Here is a 14,222-nt window from a genome sequence, read left to right as displayed (position 1 = left end):
TCAGGGCTTGGCGCGGTGTTTTTTTGGGGGGCAAGCCAGCATCTGATGACACTGCGGTTGTTGATCGCAAAACAACTTGCTTGATCAAACTGTTTTTTTCATTCCTCCATCAACAAAATAGGTCGCACCGATCGAATAGCTAGCCCGATCCGAACATAAGAAGACAAAGAAATCAGCGACCTCATCGGGGGAACAGAACCGTTTTATTGGCGCATGCTCGTCTGCAACTTTTTGCAGATATCCTTCCCAATCACCTCCGGTATCGCGGGTCAGTTCACGCGCGGTTTTTATCCAATCGGGGGTTAGGACCAAGCCTGGGTTCACACAATTAACGCGGATGTTTTTGTCAACCAATTCCGTCGCCAGAGATCTGGATAGCATCATCAAGGCCGACTTTGTGACATTGTAAATTGGCTCATACCAAAGAGGCTGCACAGCACAGATGGACGCGTTATTCAAAATGATTCCTGCGCCCTTGGCTTCCATGGACGGCACCAAACCACGCGCGAGGCGAACGGCTGCCATTACGTGTAGATCCCAATAATCCTGCCATTTGTCGTCCGTTGCTTCCATGACGGTTTCATTGGAACCGGTTCCCGCATTATTGACAAGAATATCGACTCCACCCATATCGAGACATGTCTTTACAATAGCAGCGATACCATCAACCGCTGCGACATCTCCAACAGCAGGGTGGGCAAGCTCCCCTATTTCCTTGCATGCTTTTTCAACATTTTTTTGGTTGCGCCCGTTAATAAGAACACGCACACCTTCATCAGCAAGACCTTTTGCAATCGCAAAACCAATGCCGTCAGAGCTTCCGGTAATGAGTGCGGTTTTTCCCGCGAGTTTCAAGTCCATCCCTATTTCTCCCAAATGGAATTACATTGCCTAGCTCCTTGGAGCCAGCCATTGGAGAACTTCACCACAATTATACCGGCCGAGGAAGAGCCAAAGTCGAATTGAAGTTCTCATTGCAGTAAACGAAGAAACAGGCGGGCCTTAGCCCACCTGCCGGATCATAAATCAAGACCAGAAGCCTAGATTCAGATCTTGGGAGGAGTCATCAAACCTTTGATGGCTGGATCGCCTTTTTTGAGGATTTTCACGCCAGTGTCCAGATCTGCAGTTGGCACATGACCAAAGCCAGGATTGCTCAAGCTGTCAAATTGGGTTGGGTGAGCTGCGGACCATAGCTGCCAGAAAGATTGTACGCCCATCATGTATGGGTTCTGAGCAACGGTTGAACCATATTCGTCTTCTTCGATGCCCTGCAGAATAGGCACATCAATTGACCAAGCAAGGACGTGTACTTTTTTATCGCCTTCCATGCGGCCTACGTTGCGCGTTGCTGAAAGAGCACCAGTCGCAGGGTTACCATGTGCGCAGAAGATTACGTTGATGTCTGGGTTGGCTTGCAACATAGCAGTGTTTACGGTCTCTGCTTTCTGCAAGTCGCCTTCGTCATTCACTTCCGCAATGACTTTTGCACCAGGAGCGACCGAAGCAAGACCGTCTTTGAAGCCTTGCAGACGATGGTTGATGGAGTCGAGACCAGGGATCAGAGAAACGCCGACGCGTGCCTTGTCACCAAGATCTTCACCGATTGCTTTGCCTGCAGAAAAGCCAGCATTATAGTTGTTGGTGCCAACAAACAGCATGCGTTTTGATTTTGGAGAGTCACTGTCGAATGTCAGAACGGGAACACCGGCATCCATCGCTGCGTTGATAGAGCCAATCAATGTGTCCGCATCGCCTGCCGTCACAGCAATGCCTTTAACGCCTTTGGCTACCAGCTGGTCGACGGCGCGCGATTCTGCAGAGGCATCCCAATCGGCAGGGCCCTGCAATTCAGTGGTTGCGCCGACGGTCGCTGCAGCATCCTGAAAACCGGCATAAGACCAGTTGAAAAATTCAGACCCTTTAAGGAATACGACCATTCCATAATGTTCATTATCCTGCGCGGCCATTGCTGCCGGTGCGATGAGTGTGCCGAGGGCCAATGTGGCTGCGGCTAGACTTAGTCCAAGTTTCTTCATAATTATCCTCCCGAGGATAGTTAGTTGGTTGCAGAAATTTACGTCACGGATTTTTGATTTTGCAGAGATTGCTCTATCTTCTGCTGACGAACGGATTTCATTTTCCGGTCATTCTGTTTGGCAATGAAGCGACTGATCAAAACAGCGATCAGCAACATCGCACCGTTGACAATGTCGTACCAAAAGGGGTTCACCGCTGAGGTCACAAAGGCGTTGTGAACCACCGCTAGGAACATTGCGCCTAGAACGGTGCCAAAGATGGTGCCACTTCCCCCCATCATATCGGCTCCACCGATCGCGACTGATCCAATAGCCTTCAGCTCAGCCATGTTGCCGTGACCCCAGTGGGCGGCTCCATATTTTGCGGCTGCCATAACACCGGCACAGCCTGCGAGCGTTGCGCATAGAGCGTAGATGCTGATCTTGACTCGAGAAATGCTGACACCAGAGAAACGGGCCGAGCGTTCTGATCCGCCGATGAAATAGATTTGACGAAAATATTTGTGGTGGGCGAGCAGAAATCCAAGGATTGCAGCGACTACAACAAAGAAGACGATGGGGAAGTCTATCCCGAAAATTTTCCCTTGCCCGAGCCAATGAAACCCATCGGAGAACCCGGAGATTGACCGCCCGTCAGTGATTGCAAGATTGATCCCACGCAGGGTCAAAAGAGTGCCAAGCGTAATAACCATCGGATGCACACGGAAGGCGACGATCATGAAACCATTGATCATACCGATACCGCAGCAAGCAACAATTGTAATGATCACAGCAAGAGGCACCGGAAGACCCGCTTCCATCATCAGCTTGGCAACAAGAATTTCAGCAAAAGCGAAAACCGAGGCGACGGAGAGATCGATACCACCCAAGATGATGACGAAAGTCATTCCCAGTGCCATTATCGCCTCGAACACCATATTCATGGCCATAACACGCATATTGGCCGCTGTTAACACGTTGCCGAAAACGGCGTGTGTGAGGAAAATGATCAAAAGGATCACTGTGATTAAACCAAGATATTGCAACCATGCGATGCTCAGCTTTTTATTCATAAAGTTGGTGCGCATTAGCTTGCCCGCCCTTTCCATTCAACAGCCGCATTCATCACATCTTCTTGCGAGAGACATCCGTCCCGATTGTTCAATTCAGCAGCGACAGTGCCCCCTCGGAACACCACCACCCGATCGCTCATTCCCAGGACTTCCGGGAGTTCAGATGAAATCAGGATGACACCGCAGCCAGAATTGGCCAGCTCGCGCAGCTTGCTGTGAATGAGCGCTTTGGCACCGACATCAACACCGCGAGTCGGTTCGTCAACGATCAAGATCTTGGGTTGTGCATTGAGGGATTTGGCCAACAGAACCTTTTGCTGGTTCCCGCCCGACAGGCTAACAACCATCGCAGAAGGTCGTTTTGGGCGAATGTCCATCTGTTCGATGTAATCCCAAGCCGCATGTAACATGACGTCGCGGTTTTCCATGCCAAAGCTGGAACCACGCTCCAGAACACATGAGCTGATATTGTGAACCATGTCATAATCAAGAAACAGGCCGCTTCCCTTGCGGTCTTCGGACAGATAGACAATGCCCTTTTTCATCGCATCATGTGGCGAAGCGAGCGTAAGAGGTTCGCCTTCAAGCTCGAATTCCCCTGACAGACGGGGTTCCGCGTTGATCAACGCGCGCATCGCCTCGGTGCGTCCTGCTCCAATCAATCCTGCAAAGCCGAGTATTTCTCCACGACGCAAGTTAAAAGCAACATTCTGAATGGCCCCGAACAGGGACAGGTTCTTGCACTTGAAAAAGACCTCTCCGTCACTGTCGCCACGCTCAGGATAAAGGCTGGTCAGAGCGCGGCCGACCATCATTGAAATCACTTCATTTGATGTCAGGCCAGCCGTATCCCGCGTTCCGACATATTTGCCGTCCCGCAACACCGTAATGCGATCTGAAATCTCGAAAAGCTCACTCAATTTATGCGAGATGAAAACAATGCCCAAGCCGGACGCTTTTAAGTCCCGGACAACTTTGAACAGCTCAGCAATTTCTTTCTCGGACAGAGATGATGTTGGCTCGTCCATGAAAATCAGCTTGGCTTTCAACGCAACCGCTTTGGCCACTTCGACCAACTGCTGCATGCCGACACTGAGGCTGCCGGCCAAAGCGCGTGGATTGATATCCACTCCCATTTGGCCAAAGACCCGTTCGCATTCAGCATACATCGCATTCCAGTTATTTAGGCCCAGTGCATTGGTAATTTCGCGCCTGAGGAAGATATTCTCTGCAACAGAGGCGTTGGGGACGATACTGAGCTCTTGATGCACCACGCTAATGCCTGCATGCATTGCCTCAAGCGGATGACTGAAGGAGACCGAGTTTCCGTCAAAAATTACATCACCGACATCCCGCGCCAGATTGCCAGACAGAATATTGACCAATGTCGATTTGCCTGCACCATTTTCTCCGATTAGGGCATGGACTTCGCCTGCTCTTACATCGAAACTAACATCATCCAAGACCTTGTTACCAAAGAAGGATTTGTCGATACCTTTTGCTTGCAGCATACTCTTATCCCCGTGTCCGCATTGTACGCATCGCGTCAACCGCAACAGCGATAATCAAAACTGCACCAATTGTGGCCTGTTGCCAGTTGGGGTCGCCATTGAGCAAAATAAAGCCGTTGCCGATAAGTGCTAACAAGAGCACGCCGAGGAAAGTGCCAAGAACACTGCCCGATCCGCCGAAGAAGCTCGCCCCGCCGATTACAGCCGCGGCAATTGCTCGCATTTCGGCTGTGATGCCGTAGTTGGCATACCCAATTTTGTTTGCTGACGTCATCAACAACGCAGCAACCCAAACAAAGAAGGTGGCGATGACATAAGCTGCAATCGTGTACCGCACCGTCTGGATGCCGGAAAGCTCGGCCGCTTCGGGATTTTGCCCAATGAAGAAGAGCCGTCTCAAAGGCACCCAATGGGATAGCAAATATCCGAAGATGATGGTCACGGTCAGCGTGATAATCAACAAGACCGGAAAGCCATAATGATTGTCACCAATTTGCAATATGAATTCGTGCCTGGCGAATTTGGAAAACCAACGCGGCGCAAGAGGAAAGGAAATATATTGCCCCGTGGTTAGAACCGTTGCCACACCGCGCGCCGTTATCATCATCGCCAAAGTCACAAGAAAGGGCAGAATACCGACCCGCACGATAAAGAAGCCATTGATATAACCGCACAGAAGCGCAACAACCAACCCACTAAAAACCGAAGGGAAGACCGGATATCCCTCTCTGAGTAGCAGCGCCATGACAACCGAGCTCAAGGCCATCACCGCCCCGACCGAAAGATCCAACCCCCTGACGATCAGAACAGTTGTCATCGCAACGGCCAGAAGCAGATCATATGACATCAAGGACAACACAGCCTTGAAGTTGATCCAACTCAGAAATGTATCAGGCCGAAGGAAACCGAGCCCAAGAACAACAATCGCATTGATAACCAACAACCAGAATTGACGGCTTGAAGATGCCGCTTTTAGACGCGAAATAAAGTGATCGCTTCTGCTTGGCGAGACTTCAGCATAGACCATTATTTTCTCCCATTTCCCTTGCTCAATCCCACAAAGTTCTCCCGATTGAGCAAAGGGCAGTCTTAAACTTTTTCTGACATCACATGACGATCATCGTCTTCATCGTCATATCCGCGTCGGCATCGATGTATTCGTAAGCTTTTGAATAATCATCAAAGGAAAAATGCTTGGTAATCAGGGAAGACAACTGAATTTTTCCCGATGAAATCAATTCAATTGCCTCGCGGTAGTCCGCATGTTTGTACATCAGGGTGCCCTTTAGGATGATTTCTCTATCGCCCAGCACAGACATATCGACACGGGGTTTGCCGCCATAAACAGCGACAGCAACGACGGTGCCGCCTTTTGCAACAAGTTGAATGGTTGTATCCAGCGCGGATTCAACACCTGCGACTTCAAAGGCGAGGTCGAAGCGGGAGGGGCCAAAGGTTTTTTGCACGACTTCTGCAATATCTTCGGTCGTCGGATTGACGGTATGAAGAATCCCGCACTCTTTTGCCTTGTTCAGACGATAATCACTGATATCGCTGATCAAAATATTGGCCCCTTTGGCTTTCGCGACCTGAGCAATCACATTGCCAATCGTTCCTGCACCTGTGACCAGAACATCTTTGCCATTGATATCGCCTGCTCTGGAAACGGCATGCACAGCGACGGCCAACGGTTCCACAAATGCCCCGAATTCAGCACTCATGCCCTCTGGCAAAACCAGCACCATATCTTGCGGAAAGGTGACATAATCCTGCGCAACGCCAGGAGCCTGGAACCCCCTGACCTTTAGCTCGTCGCAGATATTAAAATCACCTCGTTTGCATGGCTCACACTTGCCGCACGTGACTTGAGGCAGGGCCGTTGCAAGAGAGCCAATTGGAAACAACTCCTGATCGACATCTGTTCCAACGGCAACGATTTCAGCGCAAAACTCATGCCCCTGAATTACCGGATAGGGAGTGAATGGATGTTTGCCATGGTTGACATGGATGTCCGAACCGCAAACTCCAATACGAGACACTTTCATCAAAATTTCATTGGCAGCGGGTTTGGGCGCTTCAATGTCATTGTGAAATTCAATCTTACCAGGCTCTACCATTATTGCCTGCCGCATGGCTCTTTTCCCCTAATCGTTCAATCTAGTTTCGTTGATCACTCTGGACACGCCAACCAATCATTGTGGCCGCACAAGCCCCAGTAGTTTTTGGATTTTAAGTCAAATACTTACACAAGGTTACGATTACGCAATCACGTGCTTTTCTATGCATCTAGTAGACACCCTTTTTAAGCAGCAAATTGCCGTATTTCACGACAGACCCAGTCACGACCACACAAAATGCTTTGCTAGCGCGCTGGTAAAATTCCTGTCTGTCCGGGGTAAACATTGTTGCAGGTGCTTCAGGGCAATATTGATCAATAATCGCACGGTACTTTTGTGGTAATTCCGGATCTTCGGCATCCCCCATAGGCGGCTCAACCATGAACACGGAATCCTTGACATAGGTGTCAATCGGGAAATGAGGCATCATCGCGTGCAACAGAGCAGGGATCTCCACGCCATCCATCCGAAGGACTTTGCTGTTGACACTGTAGGCCGGAAATAGAGCATCCGCGAGAATGATCTCGTCACTATGCCCCATTTGCGCCATTACATAGAGCAGATCCGGTGAAAGCAATGATGAAACACCCTTGAGCATACCAGTTCCCCCTAAAGCACAGCTTCGATAATTGCGCGCATTTCATCCGAACTTGTAACCCTTGGATTGGCCTGATAGTCGGGCAATACCATGCACTGTTCTGTCAGCGCACTTACGTCGGAACTGGTCGCACCGAAATCACTCAGCTTTTTGTTCAGCCCTACTTTGCTCAAAAAGACTTCAATGGCTTCTAAAGGACTTGAGGCTTCTGGAGCCAGAGCGTTCCTAAGCATTTCAAAGGCTTCTGGCGCTGCGCTTTCCGTAAATTTCACGAATTCAGGATAGACAATAGCCAATGCCTGACCATGACTGATATTTGGATAAAAACCACCGATCGCCATTCCCATGCCATGCGGCAAAGTGACACCCGCATTTGCAATGCACATGCCTGCCAAACTGTCAGCAAAGGCCATTTGGGTTCTCGCTTCAATATTGTGCGGATCTTCCAAGACCACTGGCAAATATTGACCAACAATGGCAATTGCTTGTTTTGCCAGTGTCTTCACGATTGGACTAGAGTTTGAGTGGATATAGCTTTCGAATGCGTGAGTGAACACGTCAAAACCGGTTGCCGCTGTAACAGCCTTTGGTGTCGTCACCATAAGGCGAGGATCAACAATAGCGACCGCAGGAAAGATCAACTCATTATAAATCGCCGCTTTGTATTTGAGGTCTTCATTCGTAAACACACTGACCTGTGTTAATTGAGAGCCGGTACCTGAGGTGGTTGGGATCGCGACAATCGGAAGAGTTTTGTCTGTTGGTTGGGTGTCGCTACTCCAAATATAGTTCCAAAGAGATCCTTCATGTGTCGCTCCCACTGCGATTGCTTTGGCTGTGTCCATAGCGGACCCACCACCAAAACCAATCACGACATCAATATCCAAATCCCGAGCGAGCTGGCTTCCCTTTTCTACAGACGCCAGAGTTGGGTTTGGAATTGCGCCTTCAAACCCATGGACTTCAAAGCCGGCTTCTTTCAGGCTACTGCGTAGAATAGCCAAAGAGGGCTCCATAAAAGGCTCCACTTTCATCGTGACAAGCAAAGCACGCTTGCCAAGACCGCTGATCAACGATCCGCATTGCGTGAGGATGTCGACACCAAAGTGAAGTTTAGTTGGTACTACGTAGTTAAATTCTCCGGACATCGAGATAGACCCTTCATGTTAATTCATTTTGTGAACATACATGAGGAATGATTGATTGTCACCATCTCCATCAGCCGAACTCATTTTATCAATCACATCTAAAAATCAATTTATACTTATATCTTTGGAATAAAATTCAAAACTTTTTCGTAACTTTTCCATACATTTACAAATTGTAATTATTATAAAATATAACTTTTCCATACTTGATAATATATTTCATATATATTAGGTATAATTTGAAAAATATATTTTAAAAATTTGAATACTATAAAATATTTTACATGAGAGTTTCAGATAATATTATTTTATTCTTACTAAACCCAAGAGATGGCTCAAAGAATAGTTGAGGAGAAAAAATTTCTGGTATGTTTATTTTGTGAATAAATTGTCGAATTAACACAAAAAATTTCAAAACAGGCCCTTATGTCATGCCTTTTCCATCGAGCTCAGCTTTCAAACGGACGGATTCATCAAAATTTTTCGTTCGATTGTAAAAAAATGAAATTATCTTTGACAAAAAAGCTCAAACGCATTAGTTCAGGACTGATACTTTCAAAAATTCAAGACTAAAGCAGCTTACTGTCAAGAAACGAGCATAAAATGCCCTTTGATACAAAAAGGCCAGGCCATGGGATTACAGCACTTAATATAATCCGCAACAAAGGGCTCATCAGCCGGACTGAACTTTCTCGGACTATGAAACTGAGCAAACCAAAAATCACTCAGCTTTCACAGTCACTTATCAACGCCGGTCTTATAGAAGCGACTGGCGAGGGTCACTCTACATCCAGTGGTGGACGCAAGCCAATCTTATTGTCATTGCGCAAGGATTATCCAAAAGTGGTGATCGGTGTCGATATCGGCGCCTATAATTTGAAAGTATCGTTTGGCCACATCAATGGCGACTACACCATCTATAAAACCGAGAAAACAAGCAGCAGTCATTTTCCAAATGTCGTTATTCGTCAGAGCGCCAACTTGGTTTTGGAGATGATGGAAGCACATGACTTCAAAGAAGATGACGTCATTTGCGTTGGTGTATCGATTGGTGGCTTGGTGAATAGCGACAAGGGCCAAGTCATCTATTCACCAAACTTTAAATGGGAAGACGTTGCTCTGGCTGAGCTTTTGAGCGCCGAAGTCAACCTACCGGTCTATTTGGAAAACTGCACCAAAGCGATGGCGATCGGAGACAGTTCTTATGATGCTTTGCAAGAGTCCGATACGGTTCTCTATGTGAACCATGGTTTTGGTGTTGGCTCAGCCGTCATCAGAGATAGAAAAATCATGCCTGGTTATTGCGAAATGGGGCATATGACGATTGCCAGCAGCAGAGACGTTATATGCTATTGTGGTAAAAGCAATTGCCTCGAAACCCAGGCCTCTGGCTGGGCTATTGAATGGATGGCAATGGACAAATTAAACAAGGATCTTACGGCTCATGAGGTTGCTCAACTGGCGGATGAGGGCGACGAAGCAGCAAAAAGCATCTTTCGGCACGTAGGGCGTTGCCTAGGCGAGGCAATAGCGGCCAGTGCCAACCTGCTTAGTCCCGATTACATCGTCATTGCTGGCGGCGTGAGCCAGTCCAACCATCTCTATCAATCGTCACTGGAAAAAGCCTTTCGGGAAAACACAATGCGCTTTATTCATGACAGATCGACCCTGTCATTTTCAGAGTGTAAGAGCGAAAGTGCCATAAGGGGCATTTTGAAGGTTGCGTTGACCAAAAGTATTTTCTCGACCGAAATCGAGCAACTCAATTAGTCACATTCGACCCAGCGAGGCACCCCAATCAAGCAGACCGACAATTAACTCTGGTATCAAATAACCGGTGTTGGCAAGGGACGGCCTTCGAACTGGGCAACAAGATTGTCAAAAACCAGCTTGCCCATGGCTTTTCTGGTTTCAAATGTACCACTGGCGTGATGCGGCTGCAGCAACACATTGTCGAGTGCAATAAAACGCGGGTTCAAAGCCGGCTCCCCTTCGAAAACATCGAGACAAGCAAAGCCAAGCGTCTTTTTCTCAAGAGCCTCGAGGAGAGCCGTTTCATCGACATTTGTCGCGCGCGAAACGTTGATCAGCATGCCATTGGGTCCGAGGGCTTCGATGACTTTCTGATCGACCACATGTTTGTTTGCCGCTCCGCCAGTCAAAGTAACAAAGAGAAAGTCAGAGCGCTCGGCCAAAGCCTCTGCGCTGGATTCAAATGTCCAATCTTCAGCAAGATCCTTTGGTTTCAAATTGCGATAAGCAACATCCATATCGAAGGCCGCACACCGGCGAGCAATTTCATACCCAATCCGGCCCAATCCAAGAATTCCAACCCGTTTACCAAACACGCGTGTCTGCAAGGGAAAGCTGCCTTTTGACTGCCAATCGCCAGACCGAACCCAGTCTTGAGCCCCGATGACACCACGAGAGGCAGTCAGCATCATGGCGACACTGAGATCAGCAACATCACCAGTCAGAACATCGGGCGTATTGGTCACCCGTACGCCTGCCGCTTTTGCAGCCTCCAGATCAACCGCATCATAGCCAACACCATACACAGAAATAATTTCCAGATTTGGCAGCGCATCGATCAATGCTTTGTTGGCACCCAATTTGGCGCGTGTCGCAATCCCCCGAATTAAGCCGGCGCGTTCAGCAACAAAGGCTGCCTTGTCCCGCGCTTCGAAATATCGATGAACTTCAAACTGCTTTTCCAATCGCTCCATATCCCATTCCGGATATGGCCCAATTTGTAATATATGCGGTTTGTCCAAAACGGTCCTCCTCAACGGCTACACTTCATATTGCCTGCGTTCGCACCAGCACGCTAAGTGATAAGCGAAAATTCTAAAACCAGCCAGCCGAAATCAAGCGCGCCGACCGCAACGGTTTATTGTTTTCGGTCGTTTGATGACTTCGATGATAGGGCTCACAGCCTACAGAGCGGGTTGGTTGGCCACCACCAGACCGCATCATACTGTGCCATGATGTTGCGGTTGGTATCAACAGAGCGAAAAGGACAACAATCATCACAAAGCATATAAAAATTCACCTGGCCCTCGCTGGATGACAAAGGGTTTTCCTTTTCGTAATTTCAAAACCAGTCAACAGCCCGTCTCGCTTGTGGTCCGCTCAGACAAAAGCACAGCGATCTACCCGCTTGTTATCGCCCCACGCTTGCCATAGATATGGTGGGTTGGCATTGGAAAGGCACTGATTTATGGCGAAACCGATCATCATTATAGACCGGGAGACAGGCGAAGAATTCGAAGAAGTGGTTCTGGGCGAAAAATACATTCGCTGGGCCTATCAGGATACGAGTTCGTCGCTGATCGAAAAGGCTCTGTTCCGCTCTTCAATGATCAGCCGCCTCATGGGCGCTTATTATGATTCCAGCCTTTCCAAAGGCAAAATCCGTCCCACCATCGCCGAGCTGGGTATTGATGAAAGTGAGTTTGCAGATCCGACCGACAGTTATCGGAGTTTCAATGATTTTTTCATCCGCCAATTAACTCCCCAAGCGCGGCCTTGGGCCAACGAACCGGGCAAAATTGTCAGCCCTGCTGACGGGCGTGTGTTGGTCTTCCCTCATTTGGATGAAGATATCTTTGTGCCTGTTAAAGGCCATCCATTCTCTATTCATAAAATGCTACCGAACCTGTCCGAGCGATTCATCGGCGGCGCGCTGGCCATTGTGCGCCTTTGTCCGGCAGATTATCACCGCTACCATTTTCCATGCGACGGACAGATCGTAAACAGCGTCAGGATTGACGGTGCGCTGCACTCGGTCAACCCAATTGCGCTTGGTGCGGGACCGGATGTTTTTGGTGACAACACGCGTGAGATCACTTTGATTGAAACCACGGAAGCTGGCACTATGGCCTTTATCGAAGTGGGCGCTTTTGGGGTTGGAGCCATCGTTAATACCAAGACCTCGGGTCCGGTTCAAATGATGGATGAAAAGGGCTACTTCAAATTTGGCGGCTCGACCACAGTGGTTGTGTTTGAGCCGGGGAAAATCAACTTCTCCGCAGACCTTGTTGCCAACAGCGCCGCTGGCAAAGAAACCCTCATCAAAGTGGGGCAAGAGTTGGCACATGTCGTCTAAGTAGGCATGATGCACCACTCATTTCCAGCCGCCCTTCCCAATTGCAAGGCTGCGGGAATCAGACTGTAGGGGTATTTTGATTGCGGTCAGGCTTTTAGCCAACCTTCAATGCCGCACCATCGCTCCGAGTGTCATGAGCGCCATTCACCCAACCATCCTGATCGATATGAATGATCCCCGCCTGTCCCGCCAAGGGGCTTTGAGCCTCGATAGGAGATACCTGATGTCCCATTGCGGCCAACCGGCTCAGCGTTTCCTCTCCTGCATCGGCCTCGATTTTCAGGCTGTCTGACGAATCCGAGAATGTCTTACCAAGCAGAAACCTTGGCCGGCGCAGTGCATCCAGCGGAGCCATCTCGAAATCAATGAGCCGAGACAAAAGCATAACGAGCGTTTGGGGCTGACCATCAGCGCCTTGTGTACCATAGAGTAAGTATGGCTTGTCTCCCTTGAGCGCGATGCCGGGGTTGAGGGTGTAGAAGGGGCGCTTGCCCGACTGAAGGGCATTGGGGCTGGTTGGATCCGTTGAAAAAGCCGCGCCGCGATTCTGCCAAAGGATACCGGTATCTCCAGCAATGACACCGCTTCCCCAGTCATAATATATGCTTTGCAGAACGCTGACACACCGGCCCGATGCATCGGTTACTGCAAAATGCACCGTATCTCCTTGCCTATAAAGGTGCGGCCAAGCCAATGCTTGATTGGAACTTACCCCTCCTGCCATTTTTTGAAGGTTTGCTGCACTTAGCATCGAGGCCATATCGCATTGGGAATAATCAGGATCCGCGACGCCACTACGTTCCAGAAAAGCCTGCTTGATTGCCTCGACGGCGAGATGAAAATGATCCGCCCCTCCTTCTTTCAGCCGTCCAACATCAAACGCAGACAGCACCCCCATTGCTTGAAGTGTCGTGATGCCTTGGGTAGGGGCTGGTGGGGCAAGCAATGTTATGCCGCGATAATCGGTATGAATAGGTTGGGCGCAGCGTGTTCGTGTGTCGGCAAGATCGCGTTGTGTGAGGGGGGACCCGACCGTTTTCAATCCCGCAGCGATCCGCGCACCCAACTCCCCTTCGTAAAATGTGCGCGCGCCTTCCATTGCAATCGCTTCCAGACTTTTGCCCAGTTGGGGTTGCCTGAAAAGGGAACCTGCTTCGGGTGCCTGACCGGAAGGCATAAAAATCTCAGAAAAGCCAGGCCACCCCGCTATGGCTTCCGCACGAAAATCAAGCCAATGCACTTGTGAAGGCGATACAGCATAGCCTTCCGTTGCAAACAGAATTGCAGGTTCGAGTAATTCACCCAGATTGAGCGATCCACTCCAGTGTGTTTTCGAATAGCTCAGCGCCGCCGACCATGAATCCACAGCACAGGCCGTGGTCAATGTGGACCCTTGGCCGCGGGTTGCAATCGGGTGACCAGACGTTAGATCCCTTGCCGCTTGTCCTATGCCGAGCAGGGACGTGCGCCTTCCAGTATCGTCGGCCACCATCCAGACGGCATCGCCCCCAATACCACAAAAATGAGGTTGCGTGACGGCTAGAACACCCGCCATGGCCACTCCAGCCTCAATGGCATTGCCACCCCGCTTCAAAATATCAGCACCGGCCTTGGACGCTTTGGCACATGGGCTGGTCACCATCGCTTTT

12 protein-coding genes are annotated in these 14,222 nt (G+C 49.4%); 2 read left to right on the top strand and 10 right to left on the bottom strand.

Going from position 1 to position 14,222, the window contains the following annotated elements; all coding sequences use genetic code 11:
- Positions 1-84: 84 nt before the first annotated feature.
- The 8 genes from C0081_RS05580 to C0081_RS05545 all read right to left on the bottom strand — a co-directional run bounded on the left by C0081_RS05580 (position 85) and on the right by C0081_RS05545 (position 8,465).
- Positions 85-861 carry an SDR family NAD(P)-dependent oxidoreductase gene (locus C0081_RS05580; protein WP_101532820.1) on the bottom strand — a complete coding sequence of 259 codons (777 nt, stop codon included), beginning with the start codon at positions 859-861 and terminating at the stop codon, positions 85-87.
- Between the two features lie 185 nt (positions 862-1,046).
- A complete protein-coding gene (locus C0081_RS05575; RefSeq protein ID WP_101532819.1) occupies positions 1,047-2,039 on the bottom strand; it encodes a substrate-binding domain-containing protein in 993 nt (330 codons plus the stop codon).
- A gap of 38 nt (positions 2,040-2,077) precedes the next feature.
- Entirely contained in the window at positions 2,078-3,106 is a 1,029-nt protein-coding gene (locus C0081_RS05570) for an ABC transporter permease (protein ID WP_180966771.1), read from the bottom strand.
- Positions 3,106-4,602, bottom strand: a complete 1,497-nt coding sequence (locus C0081_RS05565; RefSeq protein WP_101532817.1) for a sugar ABC transporter ATP-binding protein — start codon at positions 4,600-4,602, stop codon at positions 3,106-3,108. The genes C0081_RS05570 and C0081_RS05565 overlap by 1 nt, the downstream gene beginning before the upstream one ends.
- Before the next feature lie 4 nt (positions 4,603-4,606).
- Positions 4,607-5,629, bottom strand: a complete 1,023-nt coding sequence (locus tag C0081_RS05560) for an ABC transporter permease (protein ID WP_101532816.1) — start codon at positions 5,627-5,629, stop codon at positions 4,607-4,609.
- Between the two features lie 79 nt (positions 5,630-5,708).
- Positions 5,709-6,734, bottom strand: coding sequence for a zinc-dependent alcohol dehydrogenase (locus C0081_RS05555; protein WP_101532815.1), 1,026 nt, complete (start codon positions 6,732-6,734; stop codon positions 5,709-5,711).
- A gap of 154 nt (positions 6,735-6,888) precedes the next feature.
- The gene (locus C0081_RS05550) at positions 6,889-7,317 is read right to left on the bottom strand and encodes an RbsD/FucU family protein (RefSeq protein ID WP_101532814.1); all 429 of its coding nucleotides are present in this window, start codon (positions 7,315-7,317) and stop codon (positions 6,889-6,891) included.
- An 11-nt stretch (positions 7,318-7,328) separates the two neighbouring features.
- Entirely contained in the window at positions 7,329-8,465 is a 1,137-nt protein-coding gene (locus C0081_RS05545) for an iron-containing alcohol dehydrogenase (protein WP_101532813.1), read from the bottom strand.
- A gap of 699 nt (positions 8,466-9,164) precedes the next feature.
- Here C0081_RS05545 and C0081_RS05540 point away from each other — a divergent pair.
- Entirely contained in the window at positions 9,165-10,235 is a 1,071-nt protein-coding gene (locus C0081_RS05540; protein WP_180966770.1) for an ROK family protein, read from the top strand.
- Between the two features lie 56 nt (positions 10,236-10,291).
- On the opposite strand, the gene C0081_RS05535 is transcribed toward C0081_RS05540, so the two are convergent.
- Positions 10,292-11,191 (bottom strand): 2-hydroxyacid dehydrogenase, encoded by a 900-nt coding sequence (locus C0081_RS05535; protein WP_425349445.1) that lies wholly within the window; start codon positions 11,189-11,191, stop codon positions 10,292-10,294.
- Between the two features lie 494 nt (positions 11,192-11,685).
- Between C0081_RS05535 and asd the strand changes: the two genes are divergently transcribed.
- Complete coding sequence (gene asd / locus C0081_RS05525; RefSeq protein ID WP_101532809.1) at positions 11,686-12,573, top strand: archaetidylserine decarboxylase; 888 nt, start codon at positions 11,686-11,688, stop codon at positions 12,571-12,573.
- Between the two features lie 94 nt (positions 12,574-12,667).
- Here asd and C0081_RS05520 read toward each other — a convergent pair whose 3' ends face one another.
- Positions 12,668-14,215, bottom strand: coding sequence for a gamma-glutamyltransferase family protein (locus C0081_RS05520; protein ID WP_101532808.1), 1,548 nt, complete (start codon positions 14,213-14,215; stop codon positions 12,668-12,670).
- Positions 14,216-14,222 lie beyond the last annotated feature (7 nt).

The organism is Cohaesibacter celericrescens, from assembly GCF_002866925.1.
GTDB classification, from domain to species: Bacteria; Pseudomonadota; Alphaproteobacteria; order Rhizobiales; family Cohaesibacteraceae; genus Cohaesibacter; species Cohaesibacter celericrescens.
This window is presented reverse-complemented; position numbering and strand designations above follow the sequence as displayed.